This is a genomic window from Nonomuraea deserti (assembly GCF_004348685.1).
Taxonomy (GTDB): domain Bacteria; phylum Actinomycetota; class Actinomycetes; order Streptosporangiales; family Streptosporangiaceae; genus Nonomuraea; species Nonomuraea deserti.
This window is the reverse complement of the sequence record NZ_SMKO01000093.1, coordinates 1-26,481: the sequence shown is the minus strand read 5'-3', so window position 1 is coordinate 26,481 and position 26,481 is coordinate 1. Positions and strand designations below refer to the sequence as shown.

Here is a 26,481-nt window from a genome sequence, read left to right as displayed (position 1 = left end):
AGCCGCCGGGAACGGCGCGGCCGGCCTTCGCGGGGGCGGGACGCTAGTCCAGCGCCGCGAGCACGTCGTCGGAGACGTCGAAGTTGGCGTAGACGTTCTGGACGTCGTCGCTGTCCTCCAGCGCGTCGATGAGGCGGAAGACCTTCTTGGCCCCCTCCTCGTCGAGCGGCACGCTCATCGTGGGCAGGAAGCTCGACTCGGCCGAGTCGTAGTCGATGCCCGCGTCCTGGAGGGCCTTGCGCACCGGCACCAGGTCACCGGCCTCGGACACGACCTCGAACGAGTCACCCAGGTCGTTGACCTCCTCGGCGCCCGCGTCGAGCACGGCCATCAGCACGGTGTCCTCGTCGAGGCCGTTCTTCGGCACGATGACGACGCCTTTGCGGTTGAACATGTAGGAGACGGACCCGGGGTCGGCCAGCGAGCCGCCGTTGCGGGTCAGCGCCACGCGCACCTCGGAGGCGGCGCGGTTGCGGTTGTCGGTGAGGCACTCGATGAGCACCGCGACGCCGCCGGGCGCGTAGCCTTCGTAGGTGATGGTCTGCCAGTCGGCGCCGCCGGCCTCGAGGCCGCCGCCGCGCTTGCGGGCCCGCTCGATGTTGTCGTTGGGCACGGAGTTCTTCTTCGCCTTGAAGATGGCGTCGAAGAGGGTGGGATTGGCATCCGGGTCAGGGCCGCCTGTCCGGGCCGCCACCTCGATGTTCTTGATGAGCTTCGCGAACAGCTTGCCGCGCTTGGCGTCGAGCGCGGCCTTCTTGTGCTTCGTCGTCGCCCATTTGGAGTGGCCGGACATTACCTAGAGCTCCCTCAGCATGTCTACGAAGTAACGGTGCACGCGAGCGTCTCCGGTCAGCTCGGGATGGAACGACGTCGCGAGCAGCGGCCCTTGTCGGACCGCGACGATCCTATCCCCAGGCTCGCACTTGCCCAGCACGTCGACGTCCGCGCCGACGGATTCGACCCACGGCGCGCGGATGAAGACCGCGTGCACCCGCTGTCCGGCGAAGTCGATGTCCTCCTCGAACGAATCGATCTGGCGGCCGAACGCGTTGCGCCTGACGACCATGTCGATGCCGCCGGCGGTCTGCTGGCCGGGGACGCCGTCCTCGATCCGGTCGGCCAGCATGATCATGCCGGCGCAGGAACCGTAGGCGGGCATGCCCTCCTTGATCCGCATGCGCAGGGGCTCGAACATGTCGAAGGCCTCGGCGAGCTTCCACATCGTCGTCGACTCGCCGCCGGGGATGACCAGGCCGTCGACCGCCTCCAGCTCGGCGGGCCTGCGCACGGCCGTGGCCCGCGCGCCCGCCTCCTGGAGCATGCGCGCATGCTCGCGCACGTCGCCCTGCAGGGCGAGTACACCGATCGTGGGCACGGCAGATCCTTCCGTCCGGGTGCGGGTTCAGACAATTCAACACCACGACGGGCCGGGATCTTCCTCTAGGGGTCCGCGCCTCGCGCCCAGGGGCCGCGGACCGCGCCGGCCGGGACACGGCGGTGTGTCCCGGCCGGCGCGCGATGGGTCACGGGCGCTCGGTCTCCAGGCGAACCGTCTCCTCCACCGTCATCGGCTGGCTGCGCAGGGCCGGGTCGAGCGGGCGCAGGTACGTCTGCTGCACCCCGGGCACCCGGTCCTCGATCACGAACGTGGCCCGCGTGTACACCTCGCCGCCGGGTGTCTGCACCTGCGGAACCACCTTGAAGTCGGCCGTCATCTGATCGCGCTCGACCTTCGTCAGCACGTAGCCGCGCTGGTTGTTGTAGAACTTCAGATGCGGGTTGATCTTCAGGAACGGGTGCGTCGCCGGGTCGGAGTCGGTCCCGTCCCCGCCGGTCGAGATCGAGGTGGCCACCAGCTCCGAGCCGACGGACGGACCCGTCGGGTCGTCGTAGTCGAGCTTGAGGTCGCTGGCCCAGTGGGCGTGCACGTCGCCGGTCAGCACGACCGGGTTGCGCACCTTCGCGTCGAGCCAGCCCTGGGTGATGCGCTTGCGGGAGGCGACGTAGCCGTCCCACGCGTCCTGGCTGGTGATCTTGGCCGGGCCGTCGTTGTTGTCGCGCTGGGCGAAGAACACCTGCTGGCCGAGGATGTCCCACTGCGCCCGCGAGTGCCGGAATCCGTCCAGCAGCCACGCCTCCTGCTCGGCGCCCGTGATGGAGCGCGCCGGGTCGATCGAGGCGGGGCAGTCGCGGTAGCCGTCGCCGCAGCCCTGGTCGTCGCGGTACTGGCGGGTGTCGAGCATGTGGAAGGTGGCCATCCTGCCCCACCGGATGCGGCGGTAGAGCTGCATGTCGATGCCGCGCGGGATGGAGGAACGGCGCAGCGGCATGTTCTCGTAGTAGGCGCGGAAGGCGGCCTCGCGCCTGCTCAGGAAGTTCGGCTGGGGGTTCTCGGGCTTCTCGGGCACCTCGTCGGCCCAGTTGTTGTCCAGTTCGTGGTCGTCCCACACCACCAGCCACGGCGCGGCGGCGTGCGCGGCCTGCAGGTCGGGGTCGGTCTTGTACTGGGCGTGGCGCTGGCGGTAGTTGGCGAGGGTCTCGGTTTCGGGGCCCTCGTGGTCGCGGACGTTGCCGCCGGGGATGTTGTAGGTGTCCTTGGTGTACTCGTACTGGTAGTCGCCCAGGTGCAGGATCACGTCGGGGCGCTCCTCGGCCAGCCGGCGGTACGCCGTGAAGTAGCCGTGCTCGTACTGTGAGCAGGAGACGAACGCCATGGCCAGGGCGCCGCCGTACGACAGGGGGTGCGGGGCGGTGCGGGCGCGGCCGAGCGGCGAGACGTACGGGCCGACGCGGAAGCGGTACCAGTAGTCGCGGTCGGAGCCCAGGTTCCGCAGCTCGACGTGGACACTGTGCCCCCATTCAGGCGCGGCCACCGTCACGCCGCTGCGCACGACGCGGCGGGCGCGCTCGTCGGAGTACACCTGCCACAGCACGGGGAACGGCCGCTGCGGCATGCCTCCGAGCCCGTCCTCGGCCATCGGCTGCGGGGCGAGCCTGGTCCAGATGACGAAACCCTCGTGGTCGGGGTCGCCCGACGCGACGCCGAGGGTGAAGGGGTCGGTGCGCAGCCCGCGCGAGGCGAGGCTCTGGGCGGTCTCCGCGGCGGGGTCTGGGTCGGCGTGCGCGCCGGTCGCGGGGATCGCGGCGGCGGCGCCCGCCGCTAAACCGGTGACGAGGAAATGCCGGCGGTTCAGCTTGGACACGTGAGGCTCCCGGGACGATCAAGGGTGAGGGACGTCCGTAGCCTGACTCAGGATCATGACCGGAGGGTGAACAGCAGAACAGAAAAAGGCGACATCCTTCACGGATGCCGCCCTTTTCGGCGATATTTGCCGCCTCCGTACGGAGGGACTACCAGCCGCGCTCGGCCAGCCGGTGCGGCTGCGGGATGTCGTCGACGTTGATGCCGACCATGGCCTCCCCCAGGCCGCGCGAGACCTTGGCGATGACGTCAGGGTCGTCGTAGAAGGTGGTGGCCTTGACGATGGCCGCGGCGCGCTTGGCCGGATCGCCCGACTTGAAGATGCCGGAGCCCACGAACACGCCCTCGGCGCCCAGCTGCATCATCATCGCGGCGTCGGCCGGGGTGGCGATGCCGCCCGCGGTGAACAGCACGACCGGCAGCTTGCCGAGCTTCGCGACCTCGGCGACCAGCTCGTACGGCGCCTGCAGCTCCTTGGCGGCGACGTACAGCTCGTCCTCCGGCAGCGACGTGAGCCGCTTGAGCTCCGCGCGGATCGTGCGCATGTGGGTGACGGCGTTGGAGACGTCACCGGTGCCCGCCTCGCCCTTGGAGCGGATCATCGCCGCGCCCTCGGTGATGCGGCGCAGGGCCTCGCCCAGGTTGGTCGCCCCGCACACGAACGGCACGGTGAACTGCCACTTGTCGATGTGGTTGGCGTAGTCGGCCGGGGTGAGCACCTCGGACTCGTCGACGTAGTCGACGCCGAGCGCCTGCAGCACCTTCGCCTCGACGAAGTGGCCGATGCGGGCCTTGGCCATGACGGGGATCGACACGGCCTCGATGATGCCGTCGATCATGTCGGGGTCGCTCATCCTCGACACGCCGCCCTGGGCGCGGATGTCGGCGGGCACGCGCTCGAGGGCCATGACGGCGACCGCCCCGGCGTCCTCAGCGATCTTGGCCTGCTCGGGCGTGACGACGTCCATGATGACACCGCCCTTGAGCATCTCGGCCATGCCGCGCTTGACGCGGGCCGTTCCGGTGACAGGGCTGCTTTCTGGCGTGCTGCTGGACACGGTCTTCCTCACGGGCTCTCACGGCGAATCGGTATGTTCTCAAGCCCATCGTAGGTCCTGACGGACCCCTCCCCCGACATGCCAATATGTCAGGTTTTATGGCCTTACTTATACAGAAGGACTACGGGATGACGGGCTTGCGGCTGGCGAGGGCGACCCAGACCTGGCCGGGGGCGAAGTTCATCGGCTCGCCGCTCTCCGTGGTGAACGTCGTGCCGTCCTTCTCCGATTCCCGCTCCCAGTTCGCCTTGTACGCCTTGCCGTCGCGCAGCACGACCGCCTTGCCCTTGCCCGTGGTGTGCACGAGCGGCGTGTAGCTGTCGTTCTTGTCGTGGAACTGCGAGCGCTCGGTCTTGGTGTACTGGATGACGACCGTCGGCGCGCCGAGCTGCCCGCCCTCCGCGGCGATGTCCTTCTTGCCGTCCTGCCAGATCATCCACTTCTTCCTCGCCTCCGACCAGGCGAAGGTGAAGCGGGCGGCGGGCCACTTGACCGTGTACGACTTGCGCTCCACGCCGCCCTCGGCCGGGGCGTCGCCGAAGGTGAAGCCGATGTCCTTGGCCTTGCTCGCCTTCGGCGCCTTGGCCAGCAGCCGCTTGGTGTTGGCGAACAGGTTGTAGGGGGCGAAGCGGCCCGGCTGGCGGAAGTACGCGCCGGGGTTGCGCGTGTCGCCGACGTCGAACAGGGACGCCTCGGCGATGAACGGCAGCATCTTGCTCTGCGCCCCCGAGTAGGAGAAGGCGGGCTTGCCGAACTGCGGCGCGATGTGCAGGTCGGAGATGCGGGCGCTGCGCACCGGCCCCACCTTGGACGGCAGCTTGGACGAGAAGATCGCCATGATCCGGGTCAGACCGGCCTCGACCTGCTCGACGTAGACGATGTCGGCGCTCTTCAGGCCCTGCTGCGGCTTGCCCGCCGCGGTGTTCTCGATCTTCACCGCCAGCACGGGCTTGAGGCTGTCGTACGGCCTGCCGGTGAAGGGATGGGTCTTGACCTCGGTGGGCTCCTCGCTCGGCGCGACGGAGGCGGCCGCCTGCGGCACCTTGCCCGGCGCCGGCTCCTCGGAGGAACAGGCCGAGACGGGCAGGAGCACGGCCGCTCCAGCCAGCCAGATCGTGATCGTCCGGGGTAGCCGCACCAGTAACACTCCTCGCCTCAGCCCTGAAAACGGGATGAAGCTTACTGGTTTCCCCAAATCAGGTCATTCAGTTGCCATAGTCGCCGGCGGATTGTCATCAATCTCGAAGAACCGCGGGTACTCGGTGTGGCCGGCCAGGCGGAGGGTCCTGGCGAGCCAGCGGCGCTGCGCCGTACGCGTGACCGCGACCGCGTTGTTGTAGAAGCGGCGGGAGTAGACCACCTTGGCCACGGCGGCGTCGAGCTCTTCGAGCAGGTCACGCCCCCCGGGCGCCTCCGACAGCTTCTCCCTGAACCGCTCCTGGTCCACGGCCGCCCGCAGCGCCCGCGACAGGTCGCTCTCGGCGTGCTCGCGCTCGTCGGGACCCGCCGTCCGCGCCTCGTGGGCGGCGGCGGCCAGCACCAGGGACGTGGCGGGGTCGAGCAGGCGTGAGCCGGCCAGCTCCAGCACCACGGCCCTGCGCCGCATCAGCGCGGCGTCCAGCGACTCCTGAGCCAGCTCCAGCCGGATGTGCAGGCGGTCGAGCCGGCCCGCGCGCCAGGAGATGTAGACGGCCACGAGCACCACGACGATGCCCACGATCAGCACGATCATGGTGGATGTCACAGGTCTTCCTCCACACGCCCCGCGCCGCTCGTGGTGACCGTCTCGTAGACGCGCACGACGTCGCGCGCGACCGTGGACCAGTCGTACTTCCTGACCGCGACCAGCGCCTCGGCGGCCAGCTTGGCCCGGCGTTCCGGAGCGTCGAGCAGCGCGCCCGCCTCGCGCGCCAGCGCGTCGGGGTCGCCGTTGGAGAACAGCGCGCCCGCCTGCCCGTCGCCGAGCACCCTGCGGAAGGCGGGGATGTCGCTGGCCAGCACCGTGGCCCCGGACGCCATGGCCTCGGCCAGCACGATGCCGAAGCTCTCGCCGCGCGTGTTGGGCGCGCAGAACACGTCGACCGAGTGGTAGGCGCGGATCTTGTCGGTCTCGCTCACCATGCCGAGCACGGTCACCCGGTCGTGGAAGCGCTTGGGCACCCGCTCGTAGACGTCCTTCTCGTCGCCGGGGCCGGCGATGAGCAGCTTCACGTCCGCCCGCTCGGCCGCCAGCTTCGAGAACGCGTCGAGCAGGATCGGCAGGCCCTTGCGCTCTTCGTCCATCCGGCCGAGGAAGCCGAGCGTGGCGCCGTCGGGGCCCCAGCCGTCGAGCGGCTCAGCCTCGGTGTAGCGGGAGACGGTCACGCCGTTGGGGATCAGCACGGTGTCGCCGCCGAACTGCTCCACCAGGCTCTTACGGGCAGCGTCGGAGACCGCGATGCGCCCGCTGAGCTTCTCCAGCGCGCTCTGCAGCACCGGCTCGGCCACCGCGATCGCCCGCGAGCGCACCCACGAGGCGTGGAACGTCGCCACGATCGGGCCCTTGGCGGCCCAGCACGCCAGGATGCCCAGGCTCGGGATCAGCGGCTCGTGGATGTGCAGCACGTCGAACTCGCCCGTGCGCACCCACCGCCGCACCCGCGCGGCCGACAGGAAGCCGAACGACATCCTGGCCACCGACCCGTTGTACGGCACGGGAACGGCGCGGCCCGCGCCCGTCACGTAGGGGGGCAGCTCGTCGTCGTCGGCCGCCGGCGCGATCACCGACACCTCGTGGTCCTGCGCGATGAGCGCCTGGGCCAGGTCGTCGATGTGCTGCTTGACCCCGCCCGGCATGTCCCACGAGTAGGGGCAGACGATGCCGACCTTCATGACCGCAGGTCCTCCAGCCAGAGCCGCTGCAGCATGTGCCAGTCCTCCGGGTGCTCGGCGATCCCCTTCTCGAACACCTCGGCCATGCGCTGCGCCACCGCGGCGACCTTCTCCTGCCGGGTGCCCTCCTCCGGGACCGGGACCTCCTCGTGGATGTGGATGCCCCAGTCGTCGCCCACGAAGTAGACGGTCGCGGGCAGCAGCGCGGCCCCGGTCTGCACGGCCAGCAGCGGCGGCCCCGCGGGCACCTTGGTGGTCGCGCCGAAGAAGCGCACCTCGACGCCGCTCTTGGTCAGGTCGCGCTCGGCGGGCAGGCACACGACCCCGCCCTTGCGCACCCGCGTGGCCAGGGTGCCGAAGTTGTGCCCGTCGCCTCCGGTGAGCGGCAGCACCTCCATGCCGAGCCCTTCGCGGAAGGCGACGTAGCGGCGGAACAGCGACTCCGGCCTCAGCCGCTCGGCCACGGTGGTGAACGGATGCCCCACGCCCACCAGCCACGCGCCCGCCTGGTCCCAGTTGCCCATGTGGGGCAGGGCCAGCACCACGCCCCGCCCGGCCGCCACGGTGTCGTGGACGTGCTCGGCGCCGATGACGTGGGTGCGGCGCACGACCTCCTCGGTGCGCATCGACGGCAGCCGGAAGATCTCGTGGAAGTAGCGGAAGTAGGAGCGCATGCCGGCCCTGGTGAGCTCGCCCAGCTCACGGCTGCCCACCTCGAGGCCGGTCACCCTGGCCAGGTTGGACTCCAGCCGGCGGACGGACTTGCCGCCCCTGCGCCAGACGCGGTCGGCCATGAAGCGGAAGACCGCCGCCGTCGGGCCCTGGGGCAGCAGCGGAACGAGCTTCCAGCCGGCCGCGAAGCCCGCGGCCACGATGCGATCGCTGACGGACGCCTTCTCGCTCATCTCTCCCTCGTCTGATGGTAGACCGCCACCACACGCTGCCCCACGGTGATCAGGCTGGCCACCGCGAGCAGCCACATTCCCGCCGGCAGGACGTACGGCACGCCGAGGCCCGAGAAGAAGGCCGCGGCCAGCGCCACGACCAGCCGCTCCGGACGCTCGGCCAGCCCCACGTCGGCCGTGAGCCCGAGCCCTTCTGCCCTGGCCTTGGCGTAGGAGACCACCGCGCCCGCGATCAGGCACACCAACGTCACCGCGGCCATCAGCGTGTCGCCTCCGACGACGAAATACAAGATCAGGCCGGCGAAGATGGCGGCGTCGGCGACCCGGTCGAGCGTCGAGTCGAGGAAGGCCCCCCAGGTGCTGCCGCCCTTGCCGCCGAGCCTGGCCACCACGCCGTCGAGGAGGTCGAACAGCACGAAGACGGTGATGCCGAGGGCGCCCACGGTCAGGAGCCCCAGCGGAAAGAAGAGCAGGGCGGACACGACGGTGCCGAGGGTGCCGATCGCCGTGACGGCGTCGGGGCCGATCCCGCGGCCGACGAGAGCCCTGCCCAGCGGGGTGAGTATCCGGGTCATGGCCGGGCGCAGGAGTTTGAGCATCGCCGTCCGATCGTAGGCCATCGCGGACCTGACAACTTTCTTTGCCCTGCCCCTCTTGTGATATCCGCCACAGGGGTATTTGGTGAACACACCGCGTCCATGCGGTTTCTGTCACCTTCCGCGCGGGCGCGGCGTTGGGAAACATCCGACGACGCGGGAGGCGATGTGGCGGAAAGACACTCAGGCGGCGCCGTGGGAGCCGCGGGCAGGGCACCCGCGGCCGACAGGGCGGATGCGATACGCAATGTCGTGCTTGTCGGCCACTCGGGAGCGGGTAAGACGACCCTCGTCGAGCAGTTGCTGGCCGCCACGGGCACCGTCCAGCGCCCGGGCCGCGTGGAGGACGGCAACACGGTCAGCGACTTCGACGAGGTCGAGGTCCGGCAGCAGCGCTCCGTCAACCTCGCGTCGGCACCGCTCATGTTCAACGGAATTAAGATCAACCTTCTCGACACGCCCGGTTACGCCGACTTCGTGGGCGATCTGCGCGCGGGGCTGCGCGCGGCCGACGCCGCGCTGTTCGTGGTGTCGGCCTCCGAGGGGATCGACGGCCTCACCCGGATCCTCTGGGAGGAGTGCTCCCAGGTCGGCATGCCGCGCGCGGTCGTGATCACCAAGATCGACCACCAGCGGGCCGATTTCGACGAGGTGCTCACCACCTGCCAGGACGTGTTCGGCGACGGCGTCGCGCCCCTGTATCTCCCGGTGATCACCAACGGCCACGTCAACGGCCTGATCGGGCTGCTGTCGCAGAAGTTCTTCAACTACGCCACCGGCACGCGCACGGAGAAGGACCCCGGAGCCGAGTACGCGTCCCAGATCGAGGACCACCGCGGCGTCCTGATCGAGGGGATCATCCAGGAGAGCGAGGACGAGTCGCTCATGGAGCGCTACCTCGAAGGTGAGCCCATCGACGCCAAGGTCCTCATCGACGACCTGGAGAAGGCGGTCGCGCGCGGCAGTTTCTACCCGGTGCTCTGCAGCGGGCTCGGCGTCGGTGCGACGGAGGTGCTCGAGCTCATCACGCAGGGCTTCCCGTCTCCGCTCGAACATCCCATGCCGGAGATCACCGATCTGTCCGGCAAGCCGGTCAAGGACATCACCTGCGATCCGGACGGCCCGCTCGTGGCCGAGGTCGTCAAGACCACCAGCGACCCGTACGTGGGCCGCATCAGCCTCGTACGCGTCTTCTCCGGCACGCTGCGCCCCGACATGACCGTGCACGTGTCCGGGCACGGCCTGGCCGAGCGCGGCCACGAGGACCACGACGTCGACGAGCGCATCGGCACCCTGACCTGCCCGCTGGGCAAGCAGCAGCGCGCCACGGCCAAGGGCCTCGCCGGCGACATCGTGGCCGTGGCCAAGCTGTCGCGCGCCGAGACCGGCGACACGCTCTCGGACGTCGACCGGCCGCTGCTGATGACGGCCTGGCAGATGCCCGACCCGCTGCTCCCCGTGGCCATCAGGGCCAAGTCGAAGGCCGACGAGGACAAGCTGTCACAGGCCCTCGGCAGGCTGGTGGCCGAGGACCCGACGCTGCGCCTGGAGAACAACGCCGAGACCAGGCAGCTGGTCCTGTGGTGCATGGGCGAGGCGCACACCGACGTGCTGCTCGACCGCCTGTCCAAACGGCACGGCGTCGAGGTCGAGCGGGTGGACCTGCGGGTGCCGCTGCGCGAGACGTTCGGCGGCAGGTGCCAGGCGATGGGCCGCAACGTCAAGCAGACCGGCGGCCACGGCCAGTACGCCATCTGCCACCTGGAGGTCGAGCCGCTCCCGTCAGGAGGCGGCTTCGAGTTCGTCGACAAGATCGTGGGCGGCGTGGTGCCGCGCCAGTTCATCCCGTCGGTGGAGAAGGGCGTGCGGGCCCAGATGGAGCGGGGCGTCGTCGCCGGCTACCCGATGGTGGACGTCCGGGTCACCCTGTACGACGGCAAGGCCCACTCCGTCGACTCCTCCGACATGGCCTTCCAGATCGCGGGCCAGCTCGCGCTCAAGGAGGCCGCGTCTAAGGTGCCCACGCTGCTGCTGGAGCCGGTGGACGAGATCTCGGTGCTGGTGGCCGACGACTATGTGGGCTCGGTGATGTCCGACCTGTCGTCGCGGCGCGGGCGGGTGCTCGGCACCGAGCCCGTGGGCACGGGCCGCACTCTGGTGAAGGCGGAGGTGCCGGAGCTGGAGATAACGCGGTACGCCATCGACCTGAGATCCATGTCACACGGCACCGGCAGCTTCCAGCGCACGTTCCTGCGCTACGAGCCGCTGCCGTCCAACCTCGCGAGCAAGGTGGCGGCAACCGACTGAGGGACCGACGGGCCGGCCGGGAGGGATTCGTCCCTTCCGGCCCAGCCTGCCCTTTAATCACAGAAGCATCACGAGTACATTTCTTTTTTTGGTCCCGAGCATGTCAGGGCAACTGCCACACTGGGTGGCACTATGCGAACTGGACGCCCACTCCTAGCCGCTGCCACGCTCGCCGTCGCCACCACGGCCGCCGCCTACGTGTTCGGCCCCGGAGCCGGAGAGAGCCCCGCAGCGAGCAAGAAGAAGACGGCCATCGCCGCCCCCGCCGCGGCATGCAAGGCCGACGCCCGCTTTCCCAAGCGCGAGCTGCGCGGGGTGTGGATCGCCACGACCCAGAACATCGACTGGCCCTCCAAGACCGGGCTGAGCCCCGCCAAGCAGCGGGCCGAATACGTGAAGATCCTGGACAGCGCCGCCCAGCGCCACCTCAACGCCGTCTTCGTCCAGGTCAGGCCCGCCTCCGACGCGCTCTACAAGTCGTCGCTCGAGCCGTGGTCGCAATATCTCACCGGCACGGCGGGCAAGGACCCCGGCTGGGACCCGCTGCCCTTCCTCATCGACGAGGCGCACAAACGCGGCATGGAGTTCCACGCCTGGTTCAACCCCTACCGCGCCTCCTACGGCGACAGCACCGCCAAGCTGCCCGCCGGCCACCCCGCGCGCAAGCACCCGGGCTGGACCGTGAAATACGGCGGCCGCCTCTACTACAACCCCGGGATGCCCGCCGTGCGCCACCACGTGACCAAGGTCATCACCGACGTGGTCAACCGCTACGACGTCGACGGCGTGCACTTCGACGACTACTTCTACCCCTACCCGGTGGCGGGCGCGAAGTTCGACGACGGCGCGGCCTTCAAGAAGCACGGCAAGGGGAAGAAGCTGGCCGATTGGCGGCGCGACAACGTCAACACCCTGGTCGCCGAGGTCGACAAGGCCGTCCACGACGCGAAGAACCACGTGAAGTTCGGCATCAGCCCGTTCGGCATCTGGCGTAACACGTCCAACGACCCGAGCGGCTCCAAGACGTCGGGCATGTCGGCGTACGACTCGATCTACGCCGACGCGCGCGCCTGGATCAAGTCCGGCACGGTCGACTACGTGCTGCCGCAGCTCTACTGGCCCCGCGGGCACCGGCTGGCCGACTACAACACGCTCGCGCGCTGGTGGGCCCGCGAGGTCAAGGGCACCGACGTGCAGCTCTACATCGGTCACGGCCTCTACCGCGTCGGCGCCGCCGACGACAAGGCCTGGAGGAAGCCGGGCGAGCTGGCCGCGCAGGTGGGCGTCAACCGCAAGCTCAAGCAGGTCGACGGCTCGGTCTACTTCAGCGCCAAGCAGTTGCTGAGCGACCCGCTGGGCTCGGTCGACCGCCTGGCCAAGTCCCGCTATGGCCACCCGGCGCTGCCGCCCCTGATGAAGGAGCGCGGCGGCCAGGCTCCCGCGCCGCCCGCCGGCGCCCGCGCCTCCGGCGGCACGCTGTCATGGACGCCTTCCGAGGGCGCCCGCGCGTACGCCGTCTACCGGGTGCCGAAGTCGGGCAAGGACTGCCGCACCACCGACGCCCGCGACCTCGTCGCCGTCGTCTCGCAACCGTCGTACGCGGCGAAGGAGGGCACCTACCTGGTCACCTCGCTCGACCGGCTCTACCACGAGAGCGAGGCCGTCAAGGTGAAGGCCGGCTGACGCCCGTTCCCCGTACGCATCGCATGAGGACCCGCCGCACGGCACCGCGGCGGGTCCTCGCGCATGACGTGGGAGTTCGCGCCCGAACGGGGAAGGGGAAGGGGGAGCATCACACCCGGTGGCGGGAGGCCAGGGCGCGGGATGAGAGAAGGGGGCCGCGACGGCCGCGCGGGCGGCCGGGATCGCACCGAGCACACCCGCCGCGTGAGAGGGTAGTCGGGTCCGGTGGCGCCGGAACGTGAGCTGACTCCGCCGTGCCACGGAAATCGACCACGGGAGGTTCTCGGGTGAGGCGCGCGCTAGTGGTGCTGGCCGTGCTGGCCGTTCAGGTGCTGGCCGGGCTGGGTCTGTTCACCGGGGCGGCGCGGGCCGACGACGGCACCGGCCGGGTGGCCCTCATCGGCGTGTCCGGCCTGCACTGGAACGACCTCACCCAGGCCGACACCCCCAACCTGTGGGAGCTGGCCGGGGCTAGCGCGATCGGGTCCATGTCGATCCGCACGGTCGGCACCGTGACCTGCCCCTACGACGCGTGGCTGACCGTGTCGGCGGGCACCAGGTCGGCCGTCGGCTACCGCTGCGGCGCGCCTCCCACGCCCGAGCCGCAGGGCGCGGGCGCCGCCATCCCCCATTACCGCTACCTCATCGACGTGGCCGGCCAGCGCAACGCGGGCGTCCTGGGCGAGTCGCTCAAGGCCGCCGGCCAGTGCTCGGTCGCCATCGGCCCGGGCGCGGCCCTGGGGCTGGCCGACCGGCAGGGCGCCGTGCAGCACTACCACTCCTCGCCGCTCCAGGTGAAGACCACCGACCTGGAGAAGTGCCGGATGATCGCCATGGACGTGGACGACCTCGTCCTCCCCTACCTCACGAGCGGCCGGCTGCCCAGGGTGCCCGACCAGCTCAGCGCCGCCGAGCGCCGCGACGCGCTGCGCCTGGCCGACGCCAAGGCGGGCGCGCTGCTGTCGGTCCTGCCCGCGGACACCACGGTGGTGCTCGCGGGGCTGTCCGACCACGGCTCCGTGCCGCACCTGCGGGTGACCGCGCTGCGCGAGCCCGGCGCGGCGGGCCACCTGCTCGGCGCGACCTCCACGCGCCGCGAGGACCTCTCGATCACGCCCGACCTGACCGCCACCGTGCTGACCAAGTTGGGCGTGCCGGTGCCGGCCACGGTCGTGGGCGGTCCGCTGCAGGTCGGCGACCAGGGTGCGACGGTCGACCGGCTGCGTGACGCCGACGCCGACGCGCAGGCCGTCCGCTCGGTGAAGGGCGTCTACTTCACGGTCATGGCGGTCCTGCAGGTGCTGTTCTACCTGATCGCGTTCCTGCTGCTGCGCCGCCGCAAGGGCCTCGTCCCCGTACGCGTCGCGGGCGCCGCCCTGGCCGCCGTGCCCGCCGCCAGCTTCCTGGTCAACCTGCTGCCGTGGTCGAGTGTGCCGCAGATGATCGCCGGCGTGCTCGGGTGGACGGCGGCCATCACCGCGCTGGCGTTCGCGGGGCCGTGGCGGCGCGCGCCGCTCGGCCCGCTCGCGGTCGTGGCCGGCGCCACGGCCCTGACGCTCGTCGGCGACCTGCTGACCGGCACGACCCTGCAGGTCAACAGCGTCATGGGCTACAGCGCCGACGTCGGCGCCCGCTACTACGGGCTCGGCAACATCCCGTTCGCGCTGCTGGCGACCGGCACGCTGCTGACCGCCACGGTCATCGCGCACCGCTGGCCGGGCCGGGCGGGCGTGGCCGCGATCGTGGTGCTCGGCACGTTCGCGATGGTGCTCGGCGGCTCGGGCATGGGCAGCGACTTCGGCGGCGTGATCGCGTTCGTGCCGGGCATCGCGGTGACCGCCCTCGTCCTGGCGGGCAAGCGCGTCTCGCTGGTGAAGCTGGGCGTGTTCTGCGTGGCGGGCGGGGTGATCGTGATGACGTTCGCCTGGCTCAACTACCTGCGGCCGCCGGATCAGCAGACGCATCTGGGCAGGTTCGTCGGCCAGGTGCTGACCGGCGAGGCGTTCGACGTCATCTTCCGCAAGCTGCAGGCCATGCTGGCCACCCTGCTCAGCCCCAACCTCATGCCGATCGTGATCGCGGCCGTCGCCTTCCTCGTCTACGCGATCCTGCGGCCCGAGCAGGCCTCGGCCGGCGTGGTGCCGGCCGCGTTCGAGCACTCCCCCGCCCTGCGCGCCGGGCTGATCGGCACGCTCGTCAGCGGCGTGCTCGGCATGCTCGTCAACGACTCCGGTGCTGCCGTGCTGTCCATGGCGCTGGCGCTGGCCGTGCCGCTGCTGCTGGCCACCGGCATCGGCGTGCTACGCCCGCCCGCGTCCGCCGGAGGCGCTCTGGGAGAGCTGGCGAGCGCGCGAAGGTGAGCCGTGGGCCCGGGCCGGCTCAGTCCCAGGCGTCGGCGAGCAACTGCCGCGTGTCGCGCAACAGCTGCGGGAGGACCTTGGTCTGGCCGACGACCGGCATGAAGTTCGTGTCACCGCCCCACCGGGGCACCACGTGCTGGTGCAGGTGCGCGGCGATGCCGGCGCCGGCGACCTGGCCGAGGTTCATGCCGACGTTGAAGCCCTGAGCGCCGCTGGCCTTGCGCAGCGCCCCCAGCGACTTCTGGGTGAACTGCCCCAGCTCCACCAGCTCGGCAGGCTGCAGCTCCGCGTAGTCGGCCACGTGGCGGTAGGGCACCACCATCAGGTGCCCCGAGTTGTACGGATAGAGGTTGAGCACCGCGTAGACGGTGTCACCCCTGGCGACGATCAGGCCCTCCTCGTCGCTCATCTTGGGGATCGCGTCGAACGGGCACCCGTCGCCGGGGCCGGTGCCCGTCGGTTTGTTCTCGCCCTTGATGTAGGCCATGCGATGCGGGGTCCACAGACGCTCGAAGTTGTCCGGATCCCCTGCCCCTGCCTGATCGTGCATACCTAGCAGCATAGGACCACGGGCAATCAGGGTGTTCCTCCGGTACGAGCCCAGGCACCGCCCGCGGGCGCGGGCCAGAAACGGGCGGTCCTTCCCCGCGCGAGCCGCCGGAAGGCCTGCCAGGATGGCACCCATGACCTCTCAGCTCGAACCCATGCCCGAAGACTGGCAGCGGGCCCTCGCCATCGTGGCCCACCCCGACGACCTGGAGTACGGCTGCGCGTCGGCCGTGGCGACCTGGACCGACGCGGGCCGCGAAGTCTCCTACGTGCTCGCCACGAAGGGCGAGGCGGGCATCGACACGCTCGAACCCGCGAAGTCCGCCGTCGTGCGCGAGCGTGAGCAGCGGGCCAGCGCGGCCGTCGTCGGCGTGACCAGCGTGGAGTTCCTCGGCCACGCCGACGGGGTGATCGAGTACGGGACCGCGCTCAGGAAGGATCTGGCCGCCGCCATCCGCAGGCACCGTCCGGAGCTCGTGGTCACGCTGAACCCGGACGACACCTGGAACGGCACGTACTGGAACACGCCCGATCATCGTGCGGTGGGCCGGGCCGTGCTCGACGCGGCCGGTGACGCCGGAAATCGGTGGATTTTTCCTGACACGGAGGCTGAGCCGTGGGACGGCGTCCGCTGGGTCGCGGTGGCCGGATCCGCCTCCCCACCCACGCCGTGGACGTCACGTCCGGCCTGGAACGCGGCGTGCGCTCGCTCATCGAGCACCGCGCCTACATCGAGGCCCTCACCACCGAAGATCCGGAGACCTACGCCCGCAACCTGATCGAGGGCTTCGCCACAGAGACGGCCGAACGCTTCGGCGGCCGCCCCGCCGTCTCCTTCCGCCTCTTCCTCCGCTGACCCCGCCGGCCCCACTCGCTCCGCGCCGACTCCGCACCCTGCCCCTGTCACCGGACACGCCGGCTCCGTGCCCCCGGCCCTTGCCGCCACGGTGGACACGCCGGCCCGTGGCGCGACCAACCGGGCGAGGTCAGCGAGGCGTGGTCAGCAGGGCGCGGTTGGGGACGGCGGTGAGGCGGTGCCCGGGTGTGAGGGCCGCCTCACCACGCGTGCGGGGTCAGACCTGGACCCGGCGCTCCACGGCGTTGACGATCTCGGCGATCGCCTCGTCGATGGGGACGCCGTTCTTCTGCTCGCCACTGCGGAAGCGGAACGACACCGCGCCGTTGGCGATGTCGTCGTCGCCGGCCAGCAGCATGTAGGGGACCTTGGCCTTCTGCGCGTTGCGGATCTTCTTCTGCATGCGGTCGTCGGACGCGTCGACCTCGACCCTGATGCCCCGCTCCTTCAGCCGCTTGGCGACGTCCTGGAGGTAGGGCACGTGGGCGTCGGCGATCGGGATGCCGGCCACCTGGACCGGGGCCAGCCAGGGCGGGAACGCGCCGGCGTAGTGCTCGGTGAGGACGCCGAGGAAACGTTCGATCGAGCCGAACAGCGCCCGGTGGATCATGACGGGCGTCTGGCGGCTGCCGTCGGCGGCCTGGTATTCGAGCTCGAAGCGCTTGGGCTGGTTGAGGTCGAGCTGGATGGTGGACAGCTGCCAGGTGCGGCCGATCGCGTCCTTGGCCTGTACCGAGATCTTCGGGCCGTAGAAGGCCGCGCCGCCCGGGTCGTCGACCAGTTCGAGGCCCGACTCCTCGGCCGTCTGGCGCAGCGCCTCGGTCGCCTCGTCCCAGTCGGCGGGGTCGCCGATGAACTTGTCGGACTCGTCGCGGGTGGACAGCTCCAGGTAGAACTCCGACAGGCCGAAGTCGCGCAGCACGCTGAGCACGAAGGTGAGCAGGCTCTTGATCTCGCCGACCATCTGCTCGCGGGTGCAGTAGATGTGGGAGTCGTCCTGCGTCATGCCGCGCACCCGGGTCAGGCCGTGGACCACGCCCGACTTCTCGTAGCGGTAGACCGAGCCGAACTCGCACAGCCGCAGCGGCAGCTCGCGGTAGGAGCGCCCGCGCGCCCGGAAGATCAGGTTGTGCATCGGGCAGTTCATCGGCTTGACGCGGTAGTCGATGCCCTCCAGCTCGAAGGGCGGGAACATGTCGTCGGCATACCACGGCAGGTGACCGGAGGTCTCGAACAGCGTCGACTTGGTGATGTGCGGGGTGTTGACGAACTCGTAGCCCGCCTCGCCCTGCCGCCGGCGCATGTAGTCTTCCATCTCCTTGCGGATGATCCCGCCCTTGGGATGGAAGATTGGCAGCCCGCTGCCCAGCTCTGGCGGGAAGCTGAACAGGTCGAGCTCGGCGCCGAGCTTGCGGTGGTCGCGCTTCTCGGCCTCCTCCAGCAGCTTGAGGTAGTCGTCCTGCTTGTCGCGCGACTCCCACGCGGTGCCGTAGATGCGCTGGAGCTGCGGGTTCTTCTCGCTGCCCCGCCAGTAGGCGCCGCCGGAGCGCATGAGCTTGAACGCGGGGATCGACCGGGTGGACGGCACGTGGGGGCCGCGGCACAGGTCTTTCCAGGCCGGCTCGCCGGTCTTGGGGTCGAGGTTGTCGTAGATGGTGAGCTGCCCCGCTCCCACCTCGACCGACTCTTCGTCCTCGGCCCCGCCCTTGAGCCCGATCAGCTCCAGTTTGTACGGCTCACCCGCGAGCTCCTCGCGTGCCTCGTCGTCGGAGACGGCCCGGCGGGAGAACAGCTGCCCCTGCTTGACGATCTCGCGCATGCGCTTCTCGATGCGCTTGAGATCGTCGGGGTGGAACGCCTGCTCGACGTCGAAGTCGTAGTAGAAGCCGTTGTCGACGGGCGGGCCGATGCCCAGCTTGGCCTCGGGGAAGAGCTCCTGCACGGCCTGGGCCATGACGTGGGCGGTGGAGTGGCGGACGATCGCCCGGCCCTCCTCGCTGGAGATCTCGATCGGCTCGACCACGTCGCCCTGCTCCAGCGGGTGGGCCAGGTCGCGCGCCTCGCCGTTGACCCTGGCCGCGATGACCGTGCGGCCATCGGCCCCGAGGGCCTGCCCGGCCGTCGTGCCGGCCGCGACCACACGCTCGGCTCCGGCGAGGGTGATGCGTAGCTCGGCTGACACGGTGACTCCTCAGGGATCGCGCTCGATGCCCGGCACCGAGGCTGCTTCGATGGTGAACACCGATGCTATCGCGGGCGACAGGCGTCCCCGGCCACCGCGCCGCCGGCCCTCGCCTCCGCCCGCGCCCTCGCCCTCGCCCTCGCCCCGGACGATCTTCGGGCGGAGCGGCGGCGGGTCAGCGCCGCCGGCGCGGGCGATACCCCAGCTTCGTCAGCTCCTTGCGGGTGCCGTGGAAGATGTTGCGGTCGATCGGGCTGTTGGAGTACTGGTGGATGGTCCAGTCCTGCCAGGGGCGCGGGACGTCGGGCCGGCCGCGCGGCTTCGCCGGGCTCGCGATCCACAGCGGATATTCGGCCAGGCCCGCGCAGTGTCCTCCGTTGGCGAAGGCGTGGAAGGTGTAGATGAACGGCCGCACGCCGCAGTGCCGCTCGACGTGGTGGCACCAGCGGCGCGCGAAGCGGGCGACCCGCTCGGGGCGCGCGCCGTCGTTGGTCTCCAGGTCGAGCGCGACCAGGTCGCCGCGGCGCAGCCCGCCCGCCTGCGCGATCGTGCGCAGGAAGTGCCGCGCCTGCTCAATGGGGTCGCCCTTGGGCCGGGCGAAGTGGTACGCGCCGCAGACGATCCAGCTCTCCCGCATGCCGTTCCAGTTGCGCGCGAACCACTTGTCGACGTAGTCACCGCCCTCGGTGGCCTTGGCGAAGGCGAAGGACACGCCGGTTTCGGCGTGGTCGGCCCAGTCGACGGTGCCCTGCCAGTTCGACACATCTATGCCCAGGAGCAAGCGCTTCACCTTGTCGGAGTTTATTGAGATGTCTCCTGATCAGCCCTTCGCCGCGCCGATCAGAAGGTTCAGGGTACGTTCCCTGCCGGAGTACGCGGAGCCCACGAAATCGGTCACCCCGGCCTGCTTGAGCTCGTCGAGCTTGGCCAGCACCGTGTCCTCGTCGCCGACGATCGCCACGTCGCCCGGGGTGGCCGCGCCTTCCCTGTCGAGCATCGCACGGTAGGACGGGAGCCGTCCGTACGTCTCGAAGATCTCGTTGGCGCGGGCGACCGCGGCGGCGGGGTCGTCGGTCACGCAGACGGGCAGCGCGCACACGATCCTGGGCGGCTCGCGGCCCGCCTCGGCTGCGGCCGCCTTGATGGTGGGCGCGATGTGCTCGGCGATCGTCTTGGGGCCGGTCATCCAGAGCACGGTGCCGTCGGCCACGGTGCCGGCGAGCCTGAGCATCCGGGGGCCGAGCGCGGCGACCAGCACGGGGAATCCGGCGCCGGGGGTGCCGAGCCGGATGTCGGCCTTGAGCGTCTCGCCCTCGTACCTGACCTGCTCTCCCCTGCTCGCCGGGATGAGGATGTCGAGGTATTCCTTCATGTGGCGGCCGGGCCGGTCGAAGCTGTAGCCGTACATGTCCTCGATGACGACCTTGTGCGACAGGCCGATGCCGAGGGCGAGGCGCCCGCCGAGCGCGGCGTTGACGGTCATGGCCTGCTGGGCGAGCGCGGCCGGGTGGCGCGGGTAGGTCGGCACGACGGCGGTGCCGAGTTCGATGCCGGGCACCTGGCCGCCGGCGGCGGCCAGGGCGGTGAGGGCGTCGAGGCCGAAGATGTTGGACAGCCAGGCCGAGGTGAAGCCGTCCCGCGCCGCCCCGGCGATCTGGTCGCGCAGGTCTCCGATGGGGTCGTCCACGTTTCGCTCGGACAGGAAGAAGCCGTATCGCATAGGAACAGAACTCCGTTCTGGTGACTGACGCGAATGTATCTCCCCGCCCCGGCGGGGGGCATCCGCCGTGCCGGACGGGATTTGTAAAGTGGCGAACATGACGCACGAACGCGCGGGAGAGCCCGCTCGACCAGCCGACCTCGTCGACGTCGCCCGGCTGGTGACGTCCTACTACGCGCTCCGCCCCGACCCTGACGAGGTGGAGCAGCGGGTGGCGTTCGGCACCTCGGGGCACCGGGGGTCGGCGTTCGACACGGCGTTCAACGAGGACCACATCCTCGCCACGAGCCAGGCCATCTGCGAATATCGGCGCGCGCAGGGCACGGACGGGCCGTTGTTCCTCGGCATCGACACGCACGCGCTGTCGGAGCCCGCGCGGGTGTCGGCGCTGGAGGTGCTGGCGGCCAACGACGTCACGGTCCTGATCGACACGCGCGACGGCTACACGCCGACCCCCGCCGTGTCCCACGCCGTCCTGCGGCACAACCGGGGGCGCACGTCGGGGCTCGCCGACGGCGTGGTGATCACGCCGTCGCACAACCCGCCGGGCGACGGCGGCTTCAAGTACAACCCGCCGCACGGCGGTCCCGCCGACACCGACGCCACCACGTGGATCCAGGACCGCGCCAACCGGCTGCTGGCCGCGGGGATGGAGGGCGTGTCACGGATCCCGTACTCCAGGGCGCTGGGGGTGGCGGAGCGTTACGACTTCCTGGGGACGTACGTCGACGACCTGCCGTCGGTGCTCGACCTGGACGCGATCAGGGCGGCCGGGGTGCGCGTCGGGGCCGACCCGCTGGGCGGGGCGAGCGTGGCCTACTGGGGGGAGATCGCCGAGCGGCACCGCCTCGCGCTGACGGTCGTCAACCCGCTGGTCGATCCGACGTGGCGGTTCATGACGCTCGACTGGGACGGCAAGATCCGGATGGACTGCTCGTCGCCGTACGCGATGGCGTCGCTGATCGCCAATCGTGAAAAGTACGACATATCCACCGGCAACGACGCCGACGCCGACCGGCACGGCATCGTCACGCCCGACGGCCTCATGAACCCCAACCACTACCTCGCCGTCGCCATCTCCTACCTCTACGCGCACCGCGACGGCTGGCCGGCCGACGCCGGGGTCGGCAAGACCATGGTCAGCAGCGGCGTCATCGACCGCGTCGCGCAGTCGCTGGGGCGGCGGCTCTACGAGGTCCCGGTGGGCTTCAAGTGGTTCGTGCCCGGGCTGCTCGACGGGTCGCTGGGGTTCGGCGGCGAGGAGAGCGCGGGGGCGTCGTTCCTGCGGCGCGACGGATCCGTCTGGTCCACCGACAAGGACGGCGTCATCCTGGCGCTGCTGGCCTCCGAGATCCTCGCCGTCACCGGCCGCTCGCCGAGCGACCACTACAGGAAGCTGGTCGAGCGGTTCGGCGAGCCCGCGTACGCCCGCGTGGACGCTCCCGCGACGCGCGAGGAGAAGGCCGTGCTCGGGAAGCTCTCCGCCGAGCAGGTGACGGCCTCGTCGCTGGCGGGCGAGCCCATCACGGCGGTGCAGACGTCGGCGCCCGGCAACGGCGCGGCGCTCGGCGGGGTGAAGGTGGCGACCGAGAGCGCCTGGTTCGCGGCCCGCCCCTCCGGGACGGAGGACGTCTACAAGATCTACGCCGAGTCCTTCCGCGGGCCCGACCATCTGGCCAAGGTCCAGGAGGAGGCCCGCTCCCTGGTCTCGTCGGCCCTCGGCTGATCCGGCGGGCGGCCGGGGCCGGGGATGGCCCCGGCCGCGTCCGGCATCCGGCGCGGCCCGTGCGAGCCGCCGTCAGTAGGTCAGGTGCCGGCCGCCGTCGCCGACGAGGACCTCGCCGGTGACCAGGTCCGACTCCAGCAGCGCGACGATCATCTGGGCGACGTCCTCGGGACGCGCCGTGCGTTTCAGCGGCGCCTTCGCCTCCTCCCGCGCGGCCATCTCGGAGAACACCTGCTCCCCCATCCTGCCGATGTGCCAGCGGGTCGCCACGATGCCGGGCGCGACGGCGTTCACCCGGACCTCGGGGCCGAGCGCGACCGCCAGGTCACGGGTGAGCTGGATCAGGGCGGCCTTGCTCACCCCGTACGCGATGGAGGAGCCCGTGGGGAGGAGGCCGGCGATGGAGGCGACGTTGACGATCGCGCCGCGCGCGGCCCGCAGGTCGGGGGCGAAGGCGCGGGCGCAGTGGAAGGGGCCCATCAGGTTGACGCCCATGATCTGCTGCCACACCTCCCCGGTCAGCCCCTCCAGGTCCGGGAAGGGCACCCATGTGGTCGTCCCCGCGTTGCAGACCAGGGCGTCGACCCTGCCGTGGGCGGCGCGTACGCGCGCGGCCATGCGCCGCACGGCGGCGTCGTCGGACACGTCGGCGGCCATCGCCTCGGCCTTGCAGCCCAGACCCTCCAGGCGGGCGACCGTGGCCTCCGCCTCCGCCGCCGAACGCGAATAGTTGACGATCACGGTCGCCGCGCCCTTCCTGGCCAGGTGCTCCGCCACGGCCGCCCCGATGCCGGTGCCGCCGCCGGTGATCACGGCGACGCTGCCGTTGATGTCCATGCCGCTCCCTCACTCCTCGACCAGTCGCCGGTGCAGCGGGTCGAAGGCGGTGATGTCCATGTCCTTGCTCTCGCGCGAGGCGTAGAAGGCCGCGAACGAGATCACCGCGGTCCCGATGAGGAACGCCGCGACGAGCCACGGCGCCCCGCCCATCCGCGCCGCGAGAGCGGCGCCGATCAGCGGCGAGAACCCGGCCACCGCCGCGCCCAGCTCGCGCGAGGCCGCGAACCCGGTGTAGCGCACCCGCGCCCCGAACAACTCGGCGTAGAACACCGGCTGCACCGCGACCTGCGGGGCGAACCCGAACGCCCCCATGACCATCATCGCCAGCCACACGAGCCAGGGCACGCCGGTGTTGACCATGAGGAAGTACGGGAAGGCGAACACCGCGACGAACACCACGCTGAACAGGTTGAGCGGGCGCCGCCCCACCCGGTCCGACAGATGTCCGTAGATCGGCTGCAGCACGATGACGGTCAGCCCGAAGAAGATCACCCCCAGCAGCGCCGTGTGGCTGTCCAGGCCGAGCCGGCTGGTGGCGTACGCGACGCTGAACGTGGCCAGCGTGTAGACCACGGCCGTGTCGCAGATGTGCGCCCCGACGCCGACGAGGAAGTTGCGCGGGTAGCGGGCCACGGCGTCCTTGATCGGCAGCCTGACGATCTCGCGGGTCCGCTCCATCTCGCGGAACACCGGCGACTCGGACACCCGCAGCCGCACGTACAGCGCCACCCCGATCAGCGCGAAGCTCACGAGGAACGGCACCCGCCAGCCCCACGAGACGATCTCCTGCTGCGGCAGGAGCTGCACGAGCAGGAACGCGGAGGTGCCGAGCACCAGGCCGATCTGCACGCCGGTCTGCGCGTAGGAGGCGTAGTAGCCGCGCCTGCCCTGCGGGGCGTGCTCGGCCAGCAGCGTCGCCGCGCCACCGAACTCCGCGCCCGCGCCCAGCCCCTGGCAGACACGCAGCAGCGTGAGCAGGATGGGCGCCCACACGCCGATCGACGGGTAGGTGGGCAGCAGGCCGATGAGCCCGGTCGACACGCCCATGATCACCGTGGTGATGATCAGGGTCGAGCGGCGGCCGATCTTGTCGCCGAGGTGGCCGAACAGGATGCCGCCGAACGGCCGGACCACGAAACCCACGCCGAACGTGGCGAACGCGGCGATCGTGCCCGCCGCCGGATCGGCCTCGGTGAAGAACAGCTGGTTGAAGACGAGCGCGGCGGCCGTGCCGTAGATGAAGAAGTCGTACCACTCCAGTGCGGTGCCCACGAGGGCGCCCGTGACGACGCGCTTCAGTTCGGGTGTTGTGGCGGACATCTGACCTCCAGGGGCGGTGTCAGGGTGTGGCGGGCCGCGGTCAGCGGCCCGGCGCAGGCCGCGGAGCTCGCGGCTGCGGAACGCCGAGCCGTGCGGCGAGGACGCCCAGCTCGGCCCAGACGGGCGCGGGCACGGGGATCCCCTCCTTCAGCCGCGTCGCGCGCGCCTCGGCCTCCGGCTCCCCCGGAACGACCACGCCGGGGCCCGAGGCGCGCAGGGCTTCGCAGAAGGATTCGACCTGGGCGACGTAGTCGTCCAGGGGGACGAACGCGGACAGGTCCATGGCGGTGATCACCGTGCCGAACGTGCCGTCGTACTCGGGTGAGCAGGCGGTGCCGGTGCCGGTGAGCAGGCCGCCGACCAGCTCGATGAGGACGCTCAGGCCGTACCCCTTGTGGCCGCCGAACGGCAGCAGCGCCCCGCCCCGGTAGAAGTCGGCCGGATCGGTGGAAGGGCGGCCCTCGGGATCGACGACCACCCCCTCGGGCGCCTTCGAGCCGCCGGCCAGCAGCAGGCCCAGCTTGCCCTCGGCCATGGCGGCGGTCGCCCAGTCCATGACCACGGCCGCGCCCCCCGCCCGGGGCACGGCCCAGGCCATGGGGTTGGTGCCCAGCATCCTGCGGCGCCCGCCGTACGGGGCAACGGTCGGGTCGGCGTTGCCGACCACCTGCGCGATGAGGCCCTGGGCGGCCAGCGTCCCGGCGTACTCGCCGAGCCTGCCGACGTGGTTGCACTCCCTGATGGCGACCACGCCGGCGCCGTGCGCGGCGGCGAGCCGCGCGGCCTCGGCGGTGGCCAGCCGGGCGGCGGCCTGCCCGAAGCCGCGCCGTCCCGACACGACGGCGGTCGCGCCGCGGCGCGAGACGACGTCGGGGCGGGCGTCCGGCACGATCACACCGGCCTCGATCCTGTCGACGTACGGCACGAGCCGGCGTACGCCGTGCGAGCCGTGCCCGGCGAGGTCGGCCTCGACCAGGGAGGCGGAGACCGTCGCCGCCGTGTCGGCGGGGACCCGTGCGGCGGTCAGGAGGTCGCGGGCGAGATCGCGCAGCTGGTCGGCGGTGATGAGACGGGAGGATGCGTTCACGGTGACCTGTCTCGCTTCCGCAGATCCTGCGTTCCGTGTGCGCGCTTATGCCCACTGTGAGCCCGCCCAAACGGATCAACGGAAAGGGCTTACCAAGCGCTTGTCCGGAGGCCTGATCGCGTCCCTCGGCGGGCGCCGGACCGGCAGGGCGGAGCGGGTGTCAGCGGGTGAGCTCGGGGGCGGTGGCGGTGCTCATCCCGGTGCGGCCGATGTCCGCTCGGCGGCCGGCGGCGACGCCGTCGCGGTAGCCGGTGCCGCTCGTCCTGGGCACGCTCATCCGGATGTCCGGGTAGCGGGCCGCCACCGCCCGCTCCACCTCGGCCCTCCGATCGGCCAGCACCACCGCCGTCCCGGTGCCGGCGGACTCGGCCTCGGCGCGGGACTCGGCCTCGCACAGCAGCCGGTACACCTCGTCGGTGAACCCGAGCAACCACGACCGCCGGTAGGCCCGCACGGCAGTGACCCCTTCGGGGAGCCGCACGCGCGCCAGCCCCGAGGCCATCTGCAGCAGCAGCGAGGTGGCCAGCAGGTCGGCGCGTTCGAGGTCGGCGGCGAACCCGAACACGTGCACCCGCTGCCCGCCCCCACCCCGCCCGATGAGCAGGGGCCGGCACCGCACCGCCTGGGCCACCAGGCTGACGAGGCGGGCCTTCTCCCTGGCCCACGGGTGGGGCAGGGAGACGATGCGGTCACCGGGCGTCTGGCGGGTGCCCGCGGGAGGAAGCGCGTCGATGCCGTGCCTGGCCATGAGCGCCGACGCGGCCGCCATGAACGTCGCCCGCTCGTGCTCGTTGTCGGTGCGTTCGGCCTTGGCCAGGAGTTTCCTGACACGTTCCAGCGTGCGCTCCCGCAACGGTGCTCCTCCAACGACGCCTCAGGACTTCGTCAGCACCCTCCCGTCGGCCCCTATGGCGGGGAAGGCGCCTGTGTCGACGATGCCGTGCTGGTGGTAGAGAGCCTCGATGAGGGCGTGTGCCTGCGGCTCCAGCTTCCACAGAGCACGATACTCGCGCGCCGTGGCCAGCGAGATGCCGATCTCCTGGGCGATGTCGACGGTGCGCGGCACGATGCCCTTGGCGATCTGCCGGTCCCAGTAGTCGCGCGCGGCCCGCATCCGGGCGGCCCGCTCGGCCGTGCTGACCACCTGCGGGGTGGCGTCGAGCACCTCGACGTCCTCGTCCTCGTCCTCGACGAGCTCGGCCAGCGCGGGCGGCAGGGC

The 26,481-nt window shown here is 71.0% G+C and carries 22 protein-coding genes and 1 pseudogene; 5 read left to right on the top strand and 18 right to left on the bottom strand.

What is annotated here, in order from left to right; translation table 11 throughout:
* Positions 1-43: 43 nt before the first annotated feature.
* The 9 genes from E1292_RS28710 to pgsA all read right to left on the bottom strand — a co-directional run bounded on the left by E1292_RS28710 (position 44) and on the right by pgsA (position 8,656).
* Positions 44-793, bottom strand: coding sequence for a YebC/PmpR family DNA-binding transcriptional regulator (locus E1292_RS28710; RefSeq protein ID WP_132503667.1), 750 nt, complete (start codon positions 791-793; stop codon positions 44-46).
* A gap of 3 nt (positions 794-796) precedes the next feature.
* On the bottom strand, positions 797-1,375 hold the full coding sequence (gene pdxT / locus E1292_RS28705; protein WP_132598470.1) for a pyridoxal 5'-phosphate synthase glutaminase subunit PdxT: 579 nt from the start codon (positions 1,373-1,375) through the stop codon (positions 797-799).
* 148 nt (positions 1,376-1,523) lie between these two features.
* Complete coding sequence (locus E1292_RS28700) at positions 1,524-3,203, bottom strand: alkaline phosphatase D family protein (RefSeq protein ID WP_132598468.1); 1,680 nt, start codon at positions 3,201-3,203, stop codon at positions 1,524-1,526.
* Between the two features lie 148 nt (positions 3,204-3,351).
* Positions 3,352-4,272: a pyridoxal 5'-phosphate synthase lyase subunit PdxS gene (gene pdxS / locus E1292_RS28695; RefSeq protein ID WP_181958309.1), complete on the bottom strand. Its 921-nt coding sequence runs from the start codon at positions 4,270-4,272 to the stop codon at positions 3,352-3,354.
* 109 nt (positions 4,273-4,381) lie between these two features.
* Positions 4,382-5,398 (bottom strand): DUF3048 domain-containing protein, encoded by a 1,017-nt coding sequence (locus E1292_RS28690; RefSeq protein ID WP_132598466.1) that lies wholly within the window; start codon positions 5,396-5,398, stop codon positions 4,382-4,384.
* A gap of 63 nt (positions 5,399-5,461) precedes the next feature.
* On the bottom strand, positions 5,462-6,004 hold the full coding sequence (locus E1292_RS28685) for a hypothetical protein (RefSeq protein ID WP_132598464.1): 543 nt from the start codon (positions 6,002-6,004) through the stop codon (positions 5,462-5,464).
* Positions 6,001-7,131, bottom strand: coding sequence for a glycosyltransferase family 4 protein (locus E1292_RS28680; protein ID WP_132598462.1), 1,131 nt, complete (start codon positions 7,129-7,131; stop codon positions 6,001-6,003). The genes E1292_RS28685 and E1292_RS28680 overlap by 4 nt, the downstream gene beginning before the upstream one ends.
* Positions 7,128-8,036, bottom strand: a complete 909-nt coding sequence (locus tag E1292_RS28675; protein WP_132598460.1) for a phosphatidylinositol mannoside acyltransferase — start codon at positions 8,034-8,036, stop codon at positions 7,128-7,130. Before E1292_RS28675 ends, E1292_RS28680 begins: the two co-directional genes overlap by 4 nt.
* The gene (gene pgsA / locus E1292_RS28670) at positions 8,033-8,656 is read right to left on the bottom strand and encodes a phosphatidylinositol phosphate synthase (protein WP_132598458.1); all 624 of its coding nucleotides are present in this window, start codon (positions 8,654-8,656) and stop codon (positions 8,033-8,035) included. Before pgsA ends, E1292_RS28675 begins: the two co-directional genes overlap by 4 nt.
* A 144-nt stretch (positions 8,657-8,800) precedes the next feature.
* On the opposite strand from pgsA, the gene E1292_RS28665 reads away from it, so the two are divergent.
* From E1292_RS28665 to E1292_RS28655, 3 genes are all read left to right on the top strand, one after another.
* The gene (locus E1292_RS28665; RefSeq protein WP_181958308.1) at positions 8,801-10,939 is read left to right on the top strand and encodes an elongation factor G-like protein EF-G2; all 2,139 of its coding nucleotides are present in this window, start codon (positions 8,801-8,803) and stop codon (positions 10,937-10,939) included.
* A 132-nt stretch (positions 10,940-11,071) separates the two neighbouring features.
* Positions 11,072-12,622, top strand: coding sequence for a glycoside hydrolase family 10-like protein (locus E1292_RS28660; protein WP_132598454.1), 1,551 nt, complete (start codon positions 11,072-11,074; stop codon positions 12,620-12,622).
* A 287-nt stretch (positions 12,623-12,909) separates the two neighbouring features.
* Positions 12,910-14,982 carry a hypothetical protein gene (locus tag E1292_RS28655; RefSeq protein WP_246090399.1) on the top strand — a complete coding sequence of 691 codons (2,073 nt, stop codon included), beginning with the start codon at positions 12,910-12,912 and terminating at the stop codon, positions 14,980-14,982.
* 19 nt (positions 14,983-15,001) lie between these two features.
* Here E1292_RS28655 and E1292_RS28650 read toward each other — a convergent pair whose 3' ends face one another.
* Positions 15,002-15,532 (bottom strand): HIT family protein, encoded by a 531-nt coding sequence (locus E1292_RS28650; RefSeq protein ID WP_246090398.1) that lies wholly within the window; start codon positions 15,530-15,532, stop codon positions 15,002-15,004.
* A 133-nt stretch (positions 15,533-15,665) separates the two neighbouring features.
* On the opposite strand from E1292_RS28650, the gene E1292_RS28645 reads away from it, so the two are divergent.
* Positions 15,666-16,310, top strand: a complete 645-nt coding sequence (locus tag E1292_RS28645; protein ID WP_246090397.1) for a PIG-L deacetylase family protein — start codon at positions 15,666-15,668, stop codon at positions 16,308-16,310.
* A gap of 294 nt (positions 16,311-16,604) precedes the next feature.
* Here the strand turns inward: E1292_RS28645 and thrS are convergent, their stop codons facing one another.
* The 3 genes from thrS to E1292_RS28630 all read right to left on the bottom strand — a co-directional run bounded on the left by thrS (position 16,605) and on the right by E1292_RS28630 (position 20,289).
* Positions 16,605-18,569 carry a threonine--tRNA ligase gene (gene thrS / locus E1292_RS28640; protein ID WP_132598448.1) on the bottom strand — a complete coding sequence of 655 codons (1,965 nt, stop codon included), beginning with the start codon at positions 18,567-18,569 and terminating at the stop codon, positions 16,605-16,607.
* Positions 18,570-18,744: 175 nt separating this feature from the next.
* Entirely contained in the window at positions 18,745-19,359 is a 615-nt protein-coding gene (locus E1292_RS28635) for a glycoside hydrolase family 25 protein (RefSeq protein WP_165974787.1), read from the bottom strand.
* 30 nt (positions 19,360-19,389) lie between these two features.
* Positions 19,390-20,289 (bottom strand): TIGR03564 family F420-dependent LLM class oxidoreductase, encoded by a 900-nt coding sequence (locus E1292_RS28630; RefSeq protein ID WP_132598444.1) that lies wholly within the window; start codon positions 20,287-20,289, stop codon positions 19,390-19,392.
* 97 nt (positions 20,290-20,386) lie between these two features.
* Between E1292_RS28630 and pgm the strand changes: the two genes are divergently transcribed.
* Positions 20,387-22,015 carry a phosphoglucomutase (alpha-D-glucose-1,6-bisphosphate-dependent) gene (gene pgm / locus E1292_RS28625; RefSeq protein WP_132598442.1) on the top strand — a complete coding sequence of 543 codons (1,629 nt, stop codon included), beginning with the start codon at positions 20,387-20,389 and terminating at the stop codon, positions 22,013-22,015.
* A gap of 72 nt (positions 22,016-22,087) precedes the next feature.
* On the opposite strand, the gene E1292_RS28620 is transcribed toward pgm, so the two are convergent.
* From E1292_RS28620 to E1292_RS51415, 5 genes and pseudogenes are all read right to left on the bottom strand, one after another.
* Entirely contained in the window at positions 22,088-22,852 is a 765-nt protein-coding gene (locus tag E1292_RS28620) for an SDR family NAD(P)-dependent oxidoreductase (protein ID WP_132598440.1), read from the bottom strand.
* Positions 22,853-22,861: 9 nt separating this feature from the next.
* A complete protein-coding gene (locus E1292_RS28615) occupies positions 22,862-24,175 on the bottom strand; it encodes an MFS transporter (RefSeq protein WP_132598438.1) in 1,314 nt (437 codons plus the stop codon).
* Between the two features lie 40 nt (positions 24,176-24,215).
* Positions 24,216-25,262, bottom strand: a complete 1,047-nt coding sequence (locus E1292_RS28610; protein WP_132598436.1) for an Ldh family oxidoreductase — start codon at positions 25,260-25,262, stop codon at positions 24,216-24,218.
* A 160-nt stretch (positions 25,263-25,422) separates the two neighbouring features.
* Positions 25,423-26,115 carry a DUF2786 domain-containing protein gene (locus tag E1292_RS28605; protein ID WP_132598434.1) on the bottom strand — a complete coding sequence of 231 codons (693 nt, stop codon included), beginning with the start codon at positions 26,113-26,115 and terminating at the stop codon, positions 25,423-25,425.
* Positions 26,116-26,136: 21 nt separating this feature from the next.
* A pseudogene (locus tag E1292_RS51415) lies at positions 26,137-26,481 on the bottom strand (hypothetical protein); the annotation flags it as partial.